This window comes from Mesorhizobium sp. P2_F7 (assembly GCF_056403695.1).
This window is the reverse complement of record NZ_JBFUFA010000011.1, coordinates 1-18159: the sequence shown is the minus strand read 5'-3', so window position 1 is coordinate 18159 and position 18159 is coordinate 1. Positions and strand designations below refer to the sequence as shown.

At 62.7% G+C, this 18159-nt stretch carries 16 protein-coding genes; 6 read left to right on the top strand and 10 right to left on the bottom strand.

Going from position 1 to position 18159, the window contains the following annotated elements; genetic code table 11:
- Positions 1-16: 16 nt before the first annotated feature.
- The 4 genes from AC1DZ8_RS26290 to AC1DZ8_RS26275 all read right to left on the bottom strand — a co-directional run bounded on the left by AC1DZ8_RS26290 (position 17) and on the right by AC1DZ8_RS26275 (position 4920).
- The gene (locus AC1DZ8_RS26290; RefSeq protein ID WP_477301687.1) at positions 17-1321 is read right to left on the bottom strand and encodes a c-type cytochrome; all 1305 of its coding nucleotides are present in this window, start codon (positions 1319-1321) and stop codon (positions 17-19) included.
- 10 nt (positions 1322-1331) lie between these two features.
- Positions 1332-3629, bottom strand: coding sequence for a xanthine dehydrogenase family protein molybdopterin-binding subunit (locus AC1DZ8_RS26285; protein WP_477301685.1), 2298 nt, complete (start codon positions 3627-3629; stop codon positions 1332-1334).
- Between the two features lie 15 nt (positions 3630-3644).
- A complete protein-coding gene (locus AC1DZ8_RS26280; protein WP_477301683.1) occupies positions 3645-4097 on the bottom strand; it encodes a (2Fe-2S)-binding protein in 453 nt (150 codons plus the stop codon).
- Between the two features lie 160 nt (positions 4098-4257).
- Complete coding sequence (locus AC1DZ8_RS26275; RefSeq protein ID WP_477301681.1) at positions 4258-4920, bottom strand: phytochelatin synthase family protein; 663 nt, start codon at positions 4918-4920, stop codon at positions 4258-4260.
- A gap of 143 nt (positions 4921-5063) precedes the next feature.
- On the opposite strand from AC1DZ8_RS26275, the gene AC1DZ8_RS26270 reads away from it, so the two are divergent.
- Together AC1DZ8_RS26270 and AC1DZ8_RS26265 are read left to right on the top strand one after the other, a co-directional pair.
- Positions 5064-5486 (top strand): OsmC family protein, encoded by a 423-nt coding sequence (locus AC1DZ8_RS26270; protein WP_477301679.1) that lies wholly within the window; start codon positions 5064-5066, stop codon positions 5484-5486.
- Positions 5487-5520: 34 nt separating this feature from the next.
- On the top strand, positions 5521-6045 hold the full coding sequence (locus AC1DZ8_RS26265) for a carboxymuconolactone decarboxylase family protein (RefSeq protein ID WP_477301677.1): 525 nt from the start codon (positions 5521-5523) through the stop codon (positions 6043-6045).
- Positions 6046-6137: 92 nt separating this feature from the next.
- Here AC1DZ8_RS26265 and AC1DZ8_RS26260 read toward each other — a convergent pair whose 3' ends face one another.
- Positions 6138-6299 carry a hypothetical protein gene (locus tag AC1DZ8_RS26260; RefSeq protein ID WP_477401852.1) on the bottom strand — a complete coding sequence of 54 codons (162 nt, stop codon included), beginning with the start codon at positions 6297-6299 and terminating at the stop codon, positions 6138-6140.
- Here AC1DZ8_RS26260 and AC1DZ8_RS26255 point away from each other — a divergent pair.
- Positions 6298-7041 (top strand): 2OG-Fe(II) oxygenase, encoded by a 744-nt coding sequence (locus tag AC1DZ8_RS26255; protein ID WP_477301675.1) that lies wholly within the window; start codon positions 6298-6300, stop codon positions 7039-7041. The genes AC1DZ8_RS26260 and AC1DZ8_RS26255 overlap by 2 nt on opposite strands.
- A gap of 52 nt (positions 7042-7093) precedes the next feature.
- Here the strand turns inward: AC1DZ8_RS26255 and AC1DZ8_RS26250 are convergent, their stop codons facing one another.
- Positions 7094-7408, bottom strand: a complete 315-nt coding sequence (locus tag AC1DZ8_RS26250) for an EthD family reductase (RefSeq protein WP_202302901.1) — start codon at positions 7406-7408, stop codon at positions 7094-7096.
- Between the two features lie 229 nt (positions 7409-7637).
- Here AC1DZ8_RS26250 and AC1DZ8_RS26245 point away from each other — a divergent pair, with 229 nt between their 5' ends.
- On the top strand, positions 7638-9260 hold the full coding sequence (locus AC1DZ8_RS26245) for an ABC-F family ATP-binding cassette domain-containing protein (protein ID WP_477301673.1): 1623 nt from the start codon (positions 7638-7640) through the stop codon (positions 9258-9260).
- 102 nt (positions 9261-9362) lie between these two features.
- The gene (locus AC1DZ8_RS26240; protein WP_477301671.1) at positions 9363-10919 is read left to right on the top strand and encodes a serine hydrolase; all 1557 of its coding nucleotides are present in this window, start codon (positions 9363-9365) and stop codon (positions 10917-10919) included.
- Here AC1DZ8_RS26240 and AC1DZ8_RS26235 read toward each other — a convergent pair.
- On the bottom strand, positions 10916-11857 hold the full coding sequence (locus AC1DZ8_RS26235; RefSeq protein ID WP_477301669.1) for a hypothetical protein: 942 nt from the start codon (positions 11855-11857) through the stop codon (positions 10916-10918). The genes AC1DZ8_RS26240 and AC1DZ8_RS26235 overlap by 4 nt on opposite strands.
- 240 nt (positions 11858-12097) lie before the next feature.
- Positions 12098-13597, bottom strand: coding sequence for a winged helix-turn-helix domain-containing tetratricopeptide repeat protein (locus tag AC1DZ8_RS26230; protein ID WP_477301668.1), 1500 nt, complete (start codon positions 13595-13597; stop codon positions 12098-12100).
- On the opposite strand from AC1DZ8_RS26230, the gene AC1DZ8_RS26225 reads away from it, so the two are divergent.
- The gene (locus tag AC1DZ8_RS26225) at positions 13591-13956 is read left to right on the top strand and encodes a hypothetical protein (protein ID WP_477301666.1); all 366 of its coding nucleotides are present in this window, start codon (positions 13591-13593) and stop codon (positions 13954-13956) included. The genes AC1DZ8_RS26230 and AC1DZ8_RS26225 overlap by 7 nt on opposite strands.
- Positions 13957-14069: 113 nt before the next feature.
- Here the strand turns inward: AC1DZ8_RS26225 and AC1DZ8_RS26220 are convergent, their stop codons facing one another.
- Together AC1DZ8_RS26220 and AC1DZ8_RS26215 are read right to left on the bottom strand one after the other, a co-directional pair.
- Positions 14070-16673, bottom strand: a complete 2604-nt coding sequence (locus tag AC1DZ8_RS26220) for a bifunctional diguanylate cyclase/phosphodiesterase (protein ID WP_477301968.1) — start codon at positions 16671-16673, stop codon at positions 14070-14072.
- Positions 16674-16970: 297 nt separating this feature from the next.
- Positions 16971-17864, bottom strand: coding sequence for a hypothetical protein (locus AC1DZ8_RS26215; protein ID WP_477301665.1), 894 nt, complete (start codon positions 17862-17864; stop codon positions 16971-16973).
- Positions 17865-18159 lie beyond the last annotated feature (295 nt).

The following is an 18159-nucleotide window of genomic DNA, read 5'->3' as shown; positions in this document are numbered from 1 at the left end:
GCATCGCCGCCAGGCTTCATTGCGCACGCGCCTTCGCAACGTCCGCTGGCGTGATGGCGGATTGCCTGCCGCCGAAATGCGCCAGCACATAATTGCCGAGCGCCGCGATCTCGACATCCGAATAGGCATTGGCGAAGGCCGGCATCGACTGTTTGCCGAGCGTCGTCGTCGTATGGGCGCCCTTGAGCATGACCTGAATGAGGTTGGTGCCATCGGGGTCGTTGACCGTGCGGCTGCCGCGCAGTGCTGCATAAGGTGTCTGCAACCCTTCGCCATTCCATCCATGACAGCTGGCGCAGGCGCCTTGGAACAGCTTGAGGCCGAGCCCGCCTTGCGCTGCCGCGTCTGCGGCCGGCGCATAGGCAGTTGAAGCCTTCAGCGTAGCCGGCTCCGCTTCGACGATCGCCTTGTCGCTGCTTGTCTGCGGCGGAACGGTTTTCACATAAGCGACGATCGCCTTGATGTCTTCCGGCGTCAGGTGGCGCAAGCTGAAGTCGACGGCTTCGCCCATGCTGCCGGTGGCGGAGCCGCGGCCATCGGCATGACCCTTGGACAGATAGTCGACGAGTTGCTCGTCGCTCCAACTGCCGATGCCGGTCGTCTTGTCCGAGCTGATATTGTAGGCCTTCCAGCCTTGCAGTTCGGCGCCGGCGAATTTCTTGCCGTTGTCGAGCCCATAGAGCAGATTGCGCGGCGTGTGGCATTCGCCGCAATGCGCCATGGCTTCGGTGAGATAGGCGCCGCGGTTCCACTCCGCGGTCTGCTTTTCGTCTTGCGGCAACGGCCCGTTGGGAACGAACAGCAGGTTCCAGAACCGCAGGACATAACGCTGGTTGAACGGGAAGCCGAGATCGTTCTTGGGCGCCTCGGCGTGCACCGGCGGCAGGCTGAACAGATAGGCCTTGATCGCCAGCGCATCTTCCGTGGTCATCCGCGCATAGGCGGCATAGGAAAACGCCGGGTAGAGATTGCGGCCTTCTCTGTCGATGCCTTGATGCAGCGCGCGCACGAACTCCGCGTCGCTCCAGTCGCCAATGCCGGTCTCCTTGTCGGCGGTGATGTTGGGCGAATAGACGGTGCCGAACGGCAGCTTGAAGGCAAGGCCGCCTGCATAGGGCTGGCCGCCTGATGTCGTGTGGCAGGCAACGCAATCGGCGGCGCGCGTCAGATATTCGCCGCGATCGATCAGCGTCTGGCCGGTCGGCAGCTTTGCCGCAGCCGCCGAAACATCAGGCAGCGGCGCCGGCTTGAACAGGAAAATCGCAACGCCGACGGCGACGACGACCACGATGGCGAGGAGGATGCGGACCAATCGTTTCATGGCTCGGTCCTCACAGCGTTTCGGCTTCGGTTTCGACGCCGCTCTCGGCGCGCTCCTCGCTATTTGCCAGCGCCGCCAGCACGGGTACTGCCAGCGGCGGCATCATCGATACGCTGGTCTTGTCGGCGCCTTCGCTCTTCAGCTGGTTGCGGTTTATGGGCAGGCTGCGCAGGCGTTTTCCCGTTGCGGCAAAGATCGCGTTGGCAAGGGCAGGGCCGGCCGAAACCGTTGCCGTCTCACCGATACCGCCGGGCGATTCCAGGCTCTTGACGTGATAGACCTCGATCTTAGGCGCCTCATTGTTGCGCAGGATGCGGTAGTCGTGAAAATTGCTCTGTTCGACGCGGCCATTGCTGAAGGTGATGCCGCTGTAGAGCGCCGCCGACAAGCCGAAGATCAATCCGCCTTCGATCTGGGCCTCGACCGTGTTGGGGTTGATGGCGATGCCGCAATCGACGGCGACCACCGCACGCTGCAGCGTGATTTCGCCGGCCGGTGACACCGAGATCTCGAGCACCGCGGCCATGAAGCTGCCGAAGGCATCGTGCACGGAAATGCCGCGGCCGCTGCCCGCCGGAAGCGGCGAGCCCCAGCCCGACTTTTCGGCCGCAAGCTCGAGCACACCCGCGGCTCGCGGTTGGTTTTTCGTCAGCGCCCGGCGATACTCCACCGGGTCCTTGCCCGCCGCATGGGCGAGTTCGTCCATAAAGCTTTCGACCACGAAGACATTGTGCGTCGGCCCGACACCGCGCCACCAGGTGATCGGCATCGGCGGGTCCTCGCGCACCCAGTCGACCTGAATGACGGGCAGGTCGTAAGGCGGTTTGGCTGCGCCGTCGACGGCGTCGTCATCTAGCTTGTCCTGCGGCCAGCCGCCCGGAATGTAGTTGCCGAGCACCGAGCCGCCGGCGACATGGTCGATCCACACCGTTGGCAGGCCGTCGGCACCGAGACCGGCGGAGAGGCGATCGAAATAGGTGGGCCGGTAAAGGTCGTGCTGGATGTCTTCTTCACGCGTCCAGATGACCTTGACCGGATAGCTCACCTGTTTGGCGATCGCCACCGCCTGGCCGACATATTCAGCGACGAGCCGGCGGCCGAAACCGCCGCCGATCAGATGATTGTGCACGATGATCTTGTCGAGCGGAAAGCCCGTGACCTGGGCGGCCCAGCCTTGCGCCTGGGTGGGGACCTGGGTGCCGAGCCAGATCTCGCATTCATCCGCGCGCACATGCACGACGCAGTTGATCGGCTCCATCGGCGCATGCGCCAGGAACGGCAATTCATAGCTTGCCTCGACCGTTTTGACGGCGGCTTTCAGCGCGCCGGCGACGTCGCCTTCCTGGCGCGCCATGATCGGCGTCTTGTTTTTGGACGCCGCTTTCAAGGTGTTCATGATGTCGGCGGTTGAAAGCGTGGCGTTGGCGCCTTCGTCCCAGGTGATGGTAAGGGCGTCGAGGCCTTTCTTGGCCGCCCAGAAATGATCGCCGATGACGGCGACCGCGTTGTCCAACTTGACGATGTCGCGCACGCCGGGGACGGCACGCGCCGCCGCCTCGTCGACAGCGCCGAGCTTGCCGCCGATGACCGGGCAGGCGGCGACCGTCGCCACCTTCATGTCGGGCACGCGCACGTCGATGCCGTAGATCACCGCGCCATTGACCTTGCCTGCCGTGTCGACCCGGCGCAGCGATTTGCCGATCAGCTGAAAGTCCTTGGGATCCTTCAGCTTGACGTCGCTCGGCACCGGCTGCTTGCCCGCTGCGTCAGCGAGCGCGCCATAGGCCAGTTGCCGGCCTGTCGGCTGATGGGTGACCACACCAAGCTTGGCGCTGCATTCCGAAACCGGAACCGACCATTGCGCGGCTGCTGCCGAAATCAGCATGGTGCGGGCTGCAGCACCTGCCTTGCGCAACGGCTCCCATGTGGCGCGCATCGATGTCGAGCCGCCCGTCGCCTGGCCGCCCAGCAGCGCGGTCGTATAAAGCTTCTCGTTGGGCGGCGCGTCGACGACCTTCACCTGGTCGAGGCCGACTTCCAGTTCCTCGGCAATCAGCGTCGCTTCGCCGGTGTGGGTGCCTTGTCCCATCTCGATATTGGGCAGGATGAACGTGATCTTGCCGTCGCTGTCGACACGGATGAAGGCATCGGGTGAAAAGGCGGCGGTGACGTCGCCCTCGACGGGCTCGGCCGCGGCAAAACCGGGCCTGATGCCGGCGCCCAGCATCGTGAAGCCGAGCAGAAGTCCGCTGCCTTGCAGGAAGGCCCGGCGCGAGGTGACTTTTTGGGTGGAGGACGGCTTGCTCATGGCTGGCTATCTCCCTCAGGCCTTAGCGGCCTGTTTGATGGCCGCTCTTATGCGTGTGTAGGTGCCGCACCGGCAGATATTGCCGGACATCGCCGCATCGATATCGCTGTCGCTCGGGTTGGGGTTGCGGTCCAGCAGCGCCGAGGCCGACATGATCTGGCCGGACTGGCAATAGCCGCACTGGATTACTTCGAGGTCGAGCCATGCATCCTGTACCTTCTTGCCGCTTGGCGTCGCGCCGATCGCTTCGACCGTGGTGACATGGCGCTGGCCGACAGCAGCCACCGGCAACACGCAGGAGCGCACAGGTTGTCCGTCAAGCTGCACCGTACAGGCGCCGCACTGGGCGATGCCGCAACCGAACTTCGTGCCGGTCAGGCCGATGACGTCGCGCAACACCCACAATAACGGCATGTCGTCCGGCACGTCGACGCTGCGATCCTCGCCGTTTACATTGAGCGCAATCATGGGTCACTCCTCGGTTATCCGCATCCCCGTGGATAAGGCAGTAGGCACAAATTTGCCTTTTGTGTCTAATCAAATGCGTTGTGTTTTCCGAAGCATAACGCGTGTGCGACCACGGTAGCTGGAGCATCGCCGGACTGCCAGCTAGCCGGCGGGCTAGGTGTCATTCGATCAGCAGCAAGCCGCGCTTCTTGTCGCCGTCGCTGTCGATTGTGTCCATGGCGGAGAACAGGCGTTCACGCTCGATCAGCCAAGGCTTGTAGCGCTCGTTGACGTCGAGAACGAAGACCAGGTCCTCGGCCTCCAGATAGCCGCCGATCGGGGAAAAATGACCACTGCCGGCGCCAAATATCGTCTCTCGGGTAAAGTTGATGATGTAGCGGCGGCCGGGGTCGTTGGCGTGCTTCATGTGCTCGCGGAACTCGTCGGCGCTCAAATTCCGAAGCACGGAGACTTTGCGCCCGGTTTTCGCCTGAGCGACGTCGGCAAGCTCGTCCAGCGTCAGACCGACGATGCAAAAGCCGGTCCAGCACTTTCCGGTTCCCGCGAGCACTTCGGCTTCGGTCGTCTCCTCTTCGCCGATCGAGCGGAATGTGTTTGCAACACTTGCCGGACCGCAGCGCGACCCGTTCGATTGCCAGTCAAGGTTGGCATTGAAGGTAGCGGCCACGGGCAACTTCCAGGCCCTGTCGATCAATGCCGGGGTACGAACAACCGACGACTGGATGGCGTCTGGCGAGACTGGGGACGCACCGACAATCAAAAATGCGGCACCGCAGAGCAGGCCAACGCCGGCAATCACAGCCAAAATGAAACTGCGCTTCATTGCTGAACCTCGAAGCAGACGATTGTTCGTCGGTCGATGTTGCGATGTCGGCCCAGAGACTACCATATACCGGCATTGCGTGGCAGGGCGCGCCGCCAGGCGGCTGCGCCTTGCATCTTGCCCGGCCCGAAAGGATAGTTGAAATGGCGGAACTCAAGATCAGGACCCGTGTCACCGGCGCGACGGCGACACTGCAGCCGGGCGGCTTGCCTTCCATCACCACGCCGACCGGCGGCGCGATCGATGTCGTCACCGGGGTCAGTGCGCCGGGCTTCAATCCGCTCGACCTGCTCTATGCCTCGCTCGCCGCCTGTATCGTGCTGAGCGCCCGCATTGCAGCCTCCAAGCTTGGCGTTGCCGCCGAGCTTGGCGAGGTGCGCGCCGAGGTCAGCGGCGAGAAGGCGAAGGACGAGCCGTCGCGTGTCGAAAGGTTCAACATCAGGCTCGACATCTCAGGCGATCTCGACGCGGTGACCAAGCAGCGGATCGTCGACGATGCCGAGGCGATCTGCACGGTGTCCAACACGCTGCGCACCGCGCCGGAACTGCACGCGACGCTTGGGTGAGGTTCCTCGCCCGCCGCCAACCAAGGACCATCCGATGGCCATGATTCCGCCGATCGATTACGCCACGGCATCGCCCGAAATCCGCGCCGAGCACGACAGGGAGCTTGGCCTGCGCGGGCGCATGACCAACATGAAGCGCATCTTGCTGCATTCGCCCGCGGCGCACCGCATCTATGCCGAATGGTTCACGCTGCGCGATCTGCTAAGGCCGACGCTCGACGACCGCGCCATCTGGCTGTTGTCCCTGGCGATCGCTGAGATGTGTCGCGCCGAGATTCCCGTCACCTTCTTCCGCCGCGCGCTGATCGACGGCGGCTTGGAGCCCGAGGCTGTCACGCCCAGCACCGATGAAGCGCTGCTGATCGCCTTCGGCAAGGCGGTCGCGGCCGGCGGCAACGCGGTTCCCGACGATATCTGGGCGGCACTCAAGACCCGCTACGACGACACGCTGCTGGTCAATCTCGCCGCCTTCGCCGGTATCATGGTGGCGACCTGCGTGTTCACCAACGCGGTGCGTGTTGATCTCGACCCGGAGTTGGAAGCGTATCGGAAGCGGTGAAACCGCCAATCTCCCCCCTCGTGGGGGAGATGTCCGGCAGGACAGAGGGGGGCGCTGTCCCGCCGGCCTATCAATCCATCACAGTGTGCCCGTCAGGCCTGGAACAGGCGAGGTAGGCGATCCTTCGCGCGCCCCTCTGGCCTGCCGGCCATCTCCCCCACTTGGGGGGAGATCGGCAGTTCCACCTCCGCATGAAACGGGTGGCTCTCATCCGCCATCCGCCCCACTTTGATCGTATCAAAGGAGGCGACCATGACCGTCCATTCCCTAACCACCCAACGCGTAACCCGTTCGGCCGAAGCGCGCGTTGCCGCGCAGGACTGGCGCGCGCTCGTCGCCGAACTGAACAGCTATGGCAGCGCCGTCATGCCGGCCTTGCTCTCACCTCAGGAGTGCGCCGACATCGCCGCGCTCTATCCGCATGAGGAACATTTCCGCAGCCATGTGGTGATGGCGCGTCACGGCTTCGGCAAGGGCGAGTACCGCTATTTCCGCTACCCGCTGCCGGATCTTATCGGCGGCCTGCGCACCGCGCTCTACCCCAGGCTGGCCGCCGTCGCCAACGACTGGAACGAGCGCATGGGCATTGCCCAGCGCTATCCCGAGGATCACGCCGCCTTCCTCCAGCTTTGCCACGAAAACGGCCAGACGCGGCCGACGCCGCTTCTCCTCCAGTACGGTCCCGGCGACTTCAACTGCTTGCACCAGGACCTCTATGGCGATCTCGCCTTTCCTCTGCAGGTGGCGGTCCTGCTCTCCCAACCGGGCGAGGATTTCACCGGCGGCGAATTCGTGCTGACCGAGCAACGCCCGCGCATGCAGAGCCGCGCCGAGGTAGTGCCGCTGACCCAGGGCGATGCGGTGATTTTTGCTGTCCACAACCGGCCAGTGCAAGGCACGAAGGGCCACTACCGCGTCAATCTCAGGCACGGTGTCAGCCGCCTGCGCTCGGGACGGCGGCATACGGTGGGGATCATCTTCCACGACGCGAAGTAACGTCGTCCGCTCCGGCGCGGCTCCTTCGTTTCGCTCCGAGACAGGCGAAGGCTCACACTTCGTCGACGTCGAACAGCAGCATCGTCAAGTCGTCGTCTCCTGGCGCGAGTATCCGCCGGTCAGCGGCGCAGGCAATGCCGATTTCGGTGGCAAATGCGCTCTGCATATCGGCGAGGCTGTCGAAATAGAGCGTCCCCACCAGATACGGCATCTCGCCCGCCGAGCGCTTGATGATGGGCCGCCTGCTGATGTCGTAGCGCCGCAGGCCGGGAAGCTTCTTGGCCAGCGGCACATGAACCTCGAAATAGTGCCGGTCGAATGCCTCCGGATCGGCCGGGGTTTTGTAGATCACGAGCATCTTGGCCATCGTCATATTCCTGCCCTGTTGGTGTCGCTGTTCGGGGGCCCTGCAGGCCGCCGTGCCAATGTCGTTCCGTGACGGCAGTTTTCGACAATCGCTGGATTTTTGTTTTCGGGCGCGATGACGGGGTCCTCGCCACCATCTGCGGCGCTTCTGCCTCTTCCCTCCTTGCGCTCATTCGCGTATGGCCCCGGGCAAATCCCTCAACTTTGCACCAACTCCCCCGGACCGCCCCATGATCCGTCTTGAAAGCATCGGCAAGCAGAACGGCCGCCAGATCGTCTTCATCGAGGCCTCGGCCGCCTTGCAGAAAGGCGAGAAGGTCGGCCTCGTCGGGCCGAACGGCGCCGGCAAGACGACGCTCTTTCGCATGATCACCGGCCAGGAGCAGCCGGACGAGGGCCAGGTCCAGGTCGATCGCGGCGTCACCATCGGCTATTTCAGCCAGGATGTCGGCGACATGGCGGGCCATAGCGCCGTCGCCGAAGTGATGAACGGCGCTGGGCCGGTCAGCGACGTGGCGGCCGAAATGGCCGAACTCGAGGCGGCCATGGCCGATCCCGACCAGGCCGACCGGATGGACGAGATCATCGAACAATATGGCGAGGCGCAGCATCGCTTTGAGGAACTCGACGGCTACGCGCTGGACGGCCGTGCCCGCGAAGTGCTCGACGGCCTCGGCTTCAGCCAAGAGATGATGGACGGCGATGTCGGCAAGCTCTCCGGCGGCTGGAAGATGCGTGTCGCACTCGCCCGCATCCTGTTGATGCGGCCCGACGTCATGCTGCTCGACGAACCGTCGAACCATCTCGATCTCGAAAGTCTGATCTGGCTGGAGCAGTTTTTGAAGGGCTATGACGGTGCGCTGTTGATGACCTCGCACGACCGCGAGTTCATGAACCGCATCGTCAACAAGGTGGTCGAGATCGATGCCGGTTCGCTCACCGCCTATTCCGGCAATTACGAATTCTACCAGCAGCAGCGGGCGATCGCCGACAAGCAGCAGCAGGCGCAGTTCGAGCGCCAGCAGGCGATGCTGGCCAAGGAGATCGCCTTCATCGAGCGCTTCAAGGCCCGTGCTTCGCATGCTGCACAGGTGCAGAGCCGGGTGAAGAAGCTCGACAAGATCGATCGCGTCGAGCCGCCCAAGCGCCGCCAGATCGTGAATTTCGACTTCCAGCCGGCGCCGCGCTGCGGCGAGGATGTCGTGACGCTGAAGAACGTCCACAAGTGCTATGGCAGCCGGTCCATTTATGAAGGGCTCGACTTCCAGGTCCGCCGCCGCGAGCGCTGGTGCATCATGGGCGTCAACGGCGCCGGCAAGTCGACGCTGCTGAAGCTGGTCGCCGGCGCGTCCGACCCCGATGCCGGCACGGTCGCGCGCGGGCCGAGCGTGAAGATGGGCTATTTCGCCCAGCACGCCATGGAGGTTCTGGAGGGCGAGCGCACCGTGTTCCAGACACTGGAGGACGCGTTTCCGCAGGCCGGCCAGGCGCCGCTCAGGGCACTCGCCGGCTGCTTCGGCTTTTCCGGCGACGAGATCGAGAAGAAATGCCGCGTGCTGTCGGGCGGCGAGAAGGCGCGGCTGGTGATGGCGCTGATGCTGTTCGATCCGCCCAATCTTCTGGTGCTGGACGAACCGACCAACCATCTCGACATCGCCACCAAGGAGATGCTGATCACGGCGCTGTCGCAGTATGAAGGCACCATGCTGTTCGTCTCGCACGACCGCCATTTCCTGGCAGCCCTCTCCAACCGCGTGTTGGAACTGACTGCGGAAGGCATCCACACCTATGGCGGCGGCTACACCGAATATGTCGAGCGCACCGGGCAGGAAGCGCCGGGACTGCGGAGCTAAGAGCGCCGGGCCAACCCTTTCTGCTTCACGGCCGAGCAAGCATTGGCCTACCCAGAGCCGGCCTGTACTATGGCAGGCGAATACAGGGGAGGAGGCGCGAGCGTGCGGCTGGATCGGAATCTCTGCCATTGGAGGATTTGGGCCTTCTTCGCCGTAGTAGTGCTTTGGCCGCATGCGGCGGCGGCCGACACAATCACGCCTGAGCGCATCACCGCCGCCATGTCGAAGCTCGAAGCGCTCGCCGAAGGCGCCGTCGCGGACGGTGCCGTACCTGGTCTCGCCATCGGGATCGTGCATGGCGACGAGGTGATCTTCCTGAAAGGGTTCGGGCATTGCGATGCCGGCAAGCCGGAGGCGGTCGACGCCGACACGGTGTTCCAGATCGCCTCCCTGTCCAAGCCGGTCTCCGCCACGGTGGTGGCGGCACTGGTCAGCGACGGGATTGTGTCTTGGGATTCGAAGGTCGCCGACCTCGATCCGGCCTTCCGGCTGGCCGAGCCCTATCCGACCAGCGAACTCACGGTGCGCGACCTGTTTTCGCACCGCAGCGGCCTTCCGGGCACCGCCGGAGACGACCTCGAGGATATCGGTTACGACCGCGCCGAGATCCTGCATCGCCTGCGCTTCGTGCCGCCATCGTCGAGCTTTCGCGCCGGCTACGCCTACTCCAATTTCGGACTGACCGAGGGCGCCATTGCTGCCGCCAAGCAGACAGGCAAATCCTGGGAGGATGTCGCCGAGGAGAAGCTCTACCGTCGGCTTGGAATGGCCTCGACCAGCTCGCGCCATGCGGATTTCGCCAAACATGCCAACCGCGCCGCGCTGCACGTCAAGGTCGATGGCGTCTGGGCCGCGAAGGTAAGGCGCGATCCGGATGCGCAGGCACCCGCCGGCGGCGTCAGCTCCACCGCGCGCGATCTCTCGCAATGGGTGCGCCTCATAGTCGGCAACGGGGTCTATGACGGCAAGACGCTGATTGCCGCCGATGCGCTGGACCAGACGCATGTTCCCCTGATGGCGCGCGGCAAAAACCCCGTCTCGGGCGGCGCGTCATTCTACGGCCTCGGATGGAATGTGGAATTCGGTCGCCACGGCCTTAGCTGGGGTCATGCCGGCGCCTTCAGCGTCGGCGCCCGAACCCTGGTGACAATCTTCCCCAAGGAGAGGCTTGGCATCGTCATCATCGCCAACGCCTTTCCGACAGGGTTGCCGGAGGGTCTGTCCGACAGCTTCGCCGATCTCGTCTTCGAGGGTTCTGTCGAGAGGGACTGGATCAAGGCATGGGACGGGATCTACGCCAGTCTGTTCGGTCCGGCGGTCGAGGCGGCCAAGGCCACTTATGCCGCGCCGCCGTCCCCGGCAAGGCCGGCCGCACCGGCCAGCGCCTATGCCGGCCGTTACGCCAACGACTTCATCGGCGATGCTGTCGTGGTGAGCGCGGGAGACGGCCTTGTGCTCAAGGTCGGCCCGGCTGGCGCCCGGTCCTATTCCTTGACGCATTACGACGGCGACCTGTTCCTGACCTTCCCCGATACCGAGACGCCGGATCGGCCCACCGGCGTGAGCTTCGTCGTCGGCCCCGACGGCAAGGCGTCGGCCATGACCATAGGTTTTCTCAACGACAATCATCTCGGCACGCTGCGGCGGGTGGGTGACTAGCCACCAGGTACGGGGCCGTACTGGAGCAGTGTGAAGCAATCGCCGCTGCCCGACTTTGACTGCGTCAGCAGTGGTTTCGACCGCTCGATCCATTCCTGGTGCGACTTGGTATCGGCTTCAATCTCGTCGGCCGGTCGAAGGGTGACGAAGCTCTTCCCCTTGCTGAACAGCCAGCACGCGCGGCCGAGAAATCGCCTGCTGCGCTGGCGCAGCAGGTCGGCATCATAGAAGATGTCGAGCACCTCGTGCTTGATCCGGCGCTCCTTTTCAGGATTGGCGACCGCAACCTCAATCGACTCGCCGCCGATCGCATCCTGCAGGTCCTTGTAATCGAGGGCGAGCTGGGTGGTGGCATATTTGATCTCGCTCTCGTCGCGCACGATGTTGAACCACAGCGTCGGATCGAGCTCGTTGACGACGAACGAGGATTCGAAATCGCGCGACAGGTTAAGGAGATCGAAGTCGCGCACGTCGACATCGCGCTCGACCAGAAGTATCTCGCCGACCTGCTTGCCGAGCTCGGTTCCCTGGGCGCTGACCGCGGCGTTCGCTCCCCCAAGCACCGGACTGACATAGGGCCCGCCTTGATCCAGAAATTCGTCGAATTCGCCAAGCGAGCCGGCGACAGGGGCGCCGCGGGCAATGCGTGCCGCCAGCTTTGCCATGACCTGCTGCAGTTCCGTCTCGCGCCTGCGCTGGTCCTGATAATTCTGCTGGAAAAAGAAGATGAACAAGGAGACGCCGATGCCGATCAGGATCACGCCGAGCTGCGAAAAGATGTTGCGATAGTATTCCAGGAGCTTTTCACGATGGCGCACGTCGTCGCGCACGCTGTGTGCCACGCGAAGATTGACGATCAGCGACAGGATCAGCAGCCCGGCGCCGACCAGGATGAGACCGCCGATGAGGAGGTAGCCATGCCCTGTGCCGAAATCCATTCCTTTGCCCCAAGAACCCGTACTGCGCAGATTAATACCAATTCGCTCAAACACCTATGTTTCCTGACACGCCGCTGGTCGATCGGGGGCCAGCCTGCGAGAAGCCGCATTTCCAATGCGAAAACTCGCCGGTGCCGCGTAGAGCAATTCCAGGAAAAGTGTGAAGCGGTTTTCCGTCCGGAATTGCGTCAAAACAAGGAGATAGAGCGGTTCTGCGTTTCCGTGAAACGATGAACCGCTCTAGGGTTGCTGCTCATACGCGGCAAGTGCTTTGGCGACACCGGCAACGAGATGTTCCACATCACTTGCATGTTCGTACGCAATCCCGGTCTGCGCAAACTGCATCGGCGAAAAGTCAGGTGCTATCCGCTTGACCTCTGCCATAACGCGCTGGGCTTCCTTCAGTTCGCCGAGTTGCGCGTGGCACCCCGCCAGCCTTGTCAGTCGCCAGGGCGACTTCGAGGGGACCTTGCACATGCAGACAAGCGCGGCCTTGTAGTCTCCAGCCGAGTATAGCGCGATGGCGCGATCATAGTGGTACCAATCAGGATGGATCGGGTTGATCCGTATCGCACTGTCAATCGCCGCGAGCGCTTCAAGAGGCCGGCCTCTCATCGACAGCAAGAACCCCATTTGCGCAATCGTATCGGCGTCATAGGGATTGAGGTCGAGCGCGCGCTGAAGGTGATGTTCGGCCGCGTCGAACTGACGGGCAGAGATTAAAGCCTGGGCGAGCACGCGATGGCAGCGCGGCTCTTCCGGCGCCAGGGTCACCGCACACTCTGCGCGATCGATCAGCGAACCAAGCAATGCCGGGGATGCCTCGGCATAGCCACCGATAATGAGATCGGCCAGCGCGATGTAGGAATGCGCCAGGGCATAGGTCGGGTCCTTTTCGACCGCAGCCTGGAAAAGATCGCGCGCAGCCTTATTGTCATCATCGCCATAACCGCGCAGCCGGGCCAGTCCACGCAGGAGAAGCTCATACGCGGCCAGGCTGTCGGGAGGCTTTGGGGTGGCTTGCTTGACGCCTGCGTCGTCGAGCCGAGCGACCAGCCGGTTCACCACACGGCGAGCGATTTCTTCCTGAATGTCGAAGATCTCGCCGCCGGACGCGGAAAAAGTATCGCTCCAGAGGACTCCACCCGTCGAGGCAGCAACGAGGCTGATCGTGACCCGCATGCCGTCTGGGCGAGTCGTCGCTCGGCCGCGGACCAGATAGGTTGCGCCTAGGCTGTCGCCAACGGCACGCCAATCGGAAGCGGAATCCGAGACAAATGCAAATCCGGAATTGCGCGCCAGCACGACGACCGTTCCGAAGCGAGCCAACGCATTGACAATGTCTTCGGCGAAACCGTCGATCAAAGGGGTATCTTCCGGCGCACCTTCATTGCTGAAACGCAGTACCGCAACGCTCGGCTGCCCGGCGCGCTCTTGCTCCGGCATATCGAGAACGGAGAGGATGTAGCCGCGTTTGGCGACCGTGCGGATAATAGTTTGGCTTTCGTCGTGCAGCGCCTTTCGCAACTCCCTGACCGCCTGCGTCAGTGAGTCCTCGGTCACAAAGACATCGGGCCACACCGCTGACATCAGTTCCGACTTGGCCGCGACACGCCCGACATTCCTGCTGAGATAGGTCAACAGGTCAAAAGCCTTGGAGCGCAGAGCAACAGGTTTGCCGTCGCACAGCAGCAGCCCGCGGGCAAGATCAAGCTCGCAACTGCCAAGTGCCAGTGGCACGTGCCCTGGGTTTTCTCGCGACATTCAATGCCGATCTGACCAGTTCGACCAAACGCTGCCTGATTGGGGTCCCAATCGGCGCGGACGTCAAGGGATCAGGAGAATTTGATCCACCTTCACTTTGGCTGGAAGTCATGCGCCTCTCCACGGCCATGATCTCCAGCATTTCGAACATTGTTCCAGGCATGGGCGCACAAGGGGACCCAGCCATGACGGTGGATGCAAATTCCAGGAGTTCCTGCCGGGCGGCTTGGCGCGTGTTCTCATTCAGTGACATGTTCGACCTCCTCCGGTTCGTTGCTGAGAACAATGAAGCCAAGGAACGGGCGCGTACCGGCAGATTTCTGAAATTCTGCTGAATCTCTACGTCGATCCACATGTCAAGCGCACGGGGCAGAGTGCGCCGGGGCTACGCAGTTAGAGCAATTTCAGGAAACGGTTCTGCGCCAGCGATTGCGGCCAGCAGGGTTTGTCAGCTCGCCGCCAGCCATTTGCGTGACTGGGCGAACGTCTTGAAGGCTTTTGCGTCCATCGGGTAGCCGAACAGGAAGCCTTGCAGGATATCGCAGCCAAGCTCTTTCAGGATCTGGGCGTGCTCCATCGTCTCGACACCCTCGGCGACCACTTCGATACCGAGCGACTTTCCGATGTCGATGATGGACGACACCAGCTGCCGCTGCGCGGTTGAGCTGGTGATGGGTGTGACCAGCTGGCGATCGATCTTGAGGCGACGCGGCCGCAACTTCAGGAGCGAGACGATCGAGGCATGTCCGGTGCCGAAATCGTCGATCTCGATGTCGATGCCGAGCCCCTTTATGTGCTCGATGTTCCAGGTGACCAGTTCGTCGTTCTCGTCGAGGAAAATCGACTCCACCAGCTCGAACGACACGGTCCCCTTCTTGATGGCAAGCTTGCGCAACCCTTTGATCAGTCCCTTGTCCTCCAGCCGCCTGGCGGAGACGTTGACCGACACGCGCGGGATGTTGAGGTGGCTACGCGACCAGCGCTCGAAATTATCAAGCGCCTGCGTCAGGACTGTGCGATCGATAAGCGCCACGACATTGAGTTCTTCAGCCGCCTTGATGTAGGCGTCGGGGGTCAGCACGCCGCGTTGCGGATGATCCCAGCGCGACAGCGCTTCGACGCCGACGATCTCCAGCGTCCTGGCGTCGAACTGCGGCTGATAGTAGACAACGAATTCGTTGCGCTCGAGTCCGCCCAGAATCTCGTCGGCGGTCTGCTTGGTCCGAACGATCTCGCTCTGCAGCTCTTCGTTGAAAAACTCGTAGCGGTTGCGGCCACGGCCTTTCGCCCGGTACAGCGCCAGATCGGTATTGACCAGCAGCTGTTTGGCATCGACGCCGCTGTTGGCTGCAATGCCGATGCTGACGCCGAACCGGCACTGGTGACCCAGATAGTCGACCGGCTGGCGCATGGCGTCGATGATGTGGTCGGCAAGCGCGGCGAGTTCCTTGTCGTCGCGTCCATGGCTCAGCACGACAAACTCGTCGCCGCCGATGCGCGCAACGAAATCGGAGCTGCCGACGCTGGCCTTGATGACTTTCGAAGCATGCACCAGCAATGCATCGCCTGCTGCGTGGCCGAGCGTGTCGTTGATCTGCTTGAAGCGGTCAAGGTCGAGATGCAGCAATGCTGCGCGGCCCTCGGCTTCGGGGTTTTCGGCAAGCATCTCGTCCAGATACCGACGGTTGGGCAGGCCGGTCAGCGAATCGTGCAGCGCGACATGCTCGATGCGGGCCTTGGCCATATTCAGTTCGGCATTTTTCGATTCTGAAAGGCGACGTTCGCGCACGAGATTCTCGTTGAGTAGCACGTCCCAGGTCACGTCCCATTCAGCGCCGATCATTTTCGATCCGCCGTTGATGTCCTGGAAGAAACTGGCGCGTGTGCGGACATGACGAATGGTGCCGTCCGGTCGCAGTATCCGATACTGCGAAGAGTAGGGGCCTTGTATCGCGGCAGCCGAATCGAAGTCCGCTTTCGCCCGCTCGAAATCTTCAGGGTGGATCGCCAGCGCCCAGTCGTCATAGCCGCGGGTCTTGCCGTCGGCGGGCTTGCCATAGATTTCGTTGATGCGGTCGTCCCATACGAGCTCGTTGCTGACGAGGTCGTGCTCCCAAACGCCTATCCCTGAGGCTTCCAATGCCAGCTCCAGCCGCCTCGACAGGCGCCTCAACTCGGCGTCATTTTTCTGTCGCTCACCGAAAAGACGTCCTGCCGCGAGGATCGGCAGCACCACCAGCGCGCCGGCGAGCGCCATGAGCCCCCGCAACAGCCACTCATTTTTCGGACCGGTCGGCCAGCCGCCTTTCGGTATCGCCGAAATCTGCCAGGAGCCTGAAGGCAGTTGCACCTCTGCCGTCACCGGATTGCTGGCCACGACATTGTCGCCGCCGAAGAACAGTTCGCCACCGCCCCCCAGCGCATCCTTGCCGATGAGCGCCACATCGATATCCAGGTCGGGCTCGGTCAGACCGCTCGCGCTGTAGAGCCGGTCGATATCGATCACGGCCGAGACAATCCCCCAAAAACGGTCGCCGCCACCCGCCGTCGGCACGAAGACCGGGATACGGCCGATGAAGCCACGCCCGCCTTGCGCCAGTTTGACCGGCCCGGCGAGCACCAGCGCGCGCTGGTCGCGAGCCCGAAGCGCAGCCATGCGTTGCGTATCGCTCTTGCGGTAGTCCAGCCCGATGGCTTTTTCATTGCCTTCCAGCGGGTATATCAGCGCGATGACGAGATCGGGCGCGCCGGCAACGTCGCGCAACTGCGATTTTTGCTCGAAGAGATTGCGGGCGAGTGCCGCAAATCTCTGCTGGCCCATATAGGGCTCGGTAACGATCGTGGATACGAGACCCTGAACCAGTTGGAGATTGCCGGTAATGTTGCCTTCAAGCTTGGCGCGTATGATGTTGACCTTGGCCAGGACGCCAGCGCGCGCCAACTGATCGGAGACTTCGCTGTTCCTCTGGTCGGCAACCAGGGCGCAGACGAGAAGCACAACAAAGGCAATCGCCGCCGGCAAGTTGGCGGAAGAAAAAATGGCCCGTTTCAACCGGCCGGGATTGAATTTCGCTCCTGCCAATTCGATCCGAATACCTTTCCAGGACAGTAGTCCGTCGGTCGACCGTAGTAGCTAAAGCTTAAATTTGGACTTCAAGGCGACCCTGAGAATAAACGTTGAGGTCTCGGTTGTCAGCATAGGTGCGAAAGCTGACTGGTCCCAGACAAAAACAAAGGTCGGTTCCCTGAACGATGAATTGAGCCAGCGGCATCGGACGGCCGCTCGCATCCTTCGCATCCAAATCGAAAAAGCCGACTGACCTTGCCGCGCAGGGCCTGTCCCGAAGCCTTACTTTCCCGCCATCTGATCGGCCAGCGCCTGCGCCTGGGCAAGCAGCGCCGGAAAGGCCGGGTCTCCCGGCAAATGTTGGCCCATGCAGGCGCGGTAGTCGCTGTCGCCCTTGTCCCAGGCTGCATTGGAGGAATCGAATGCTTTTTCGTCCTTGAGGTCCGAAGCCTGGTAGGCCTCCTGGAATTTCTGCGCAGCAGCGTCCGCAGCAGCCCAGACGGCGTCGCAGGTGGCGATCTTCGCAACGGCAGGGGCCGCCGGCGCCGCCATGATTCTAACGCTGTCGCCTTTGACGAGCGTAACGATGACTTCCTGCTCGTAGATCGGCCCGACATCCTGCGTCCAGCCGCCGAGCCGGGCGAAGGCGATGTCGGCGCCTTGCGGGGTCTTCAGCGGGAAGTCGAGCGTTCCCTCAAAGGCGGCGTCGCTGTTGATCGCCTGGGTATAGAAAGCATCCACCTTCAGCGCGGCATCGATGCCGGCGGGCAGTTTGAAACTCTCGTCGGTCTCGGCGGCTTTGGCCTTGAGCCAGCGCTCCAGCAGCCCTCGCGTCGTTGCCACCAGGCTGGGGCCGTCGTCGCCTTTGGTGTAGCGCAGTCCATCGAGCATGCCGGAGCCGATGTCGGAGTCGCTGAGGCTTTCGATATCGATCGTACCGCTTGCCGGAAAGTCCTTGACCGCCAGCGGGCCGATGATGCCGGCAAGCCTCTGTTGCAGGTCGGCCAGCGCCTTCTCGTTCTGGGCGTCGATCGTTTCGATGGCCGCATTGGCGCTGTTCAGCGCAGCGATCGCCGCAATCGCCTTGTCGCGCGCGGCGATATAGTCATCCTCCGGCGAAGCCGCGAAAGCAACGCTGCTCACGAGCGCGAACAGAAACGTCCAGACCATGCGCATGATTTAAACCCCGCTCTACGTTCGATTCCAAGGATACATGACAACATTGGGCCGAAAAAAGACGGCGTCGGAGCTGCAGATCTCCCCCTTGAGGGCAGGGGAATCGCATATGCGGAACAAAGATGGAATCTCGCGACGTTTGTTCTCGACGCGATTCCGATTTGTTCGCCGTTCGATTCCTCGAAAGAGTCCATATGCGATTGCCCTGCCCTTGAGGGGGAGATGGCCGGCAGGCCAGAGGGGGTCGTTGCGCGTGAAGCGCTGACTCCTTTTGCAGCGCGAGACGACGTTTGCG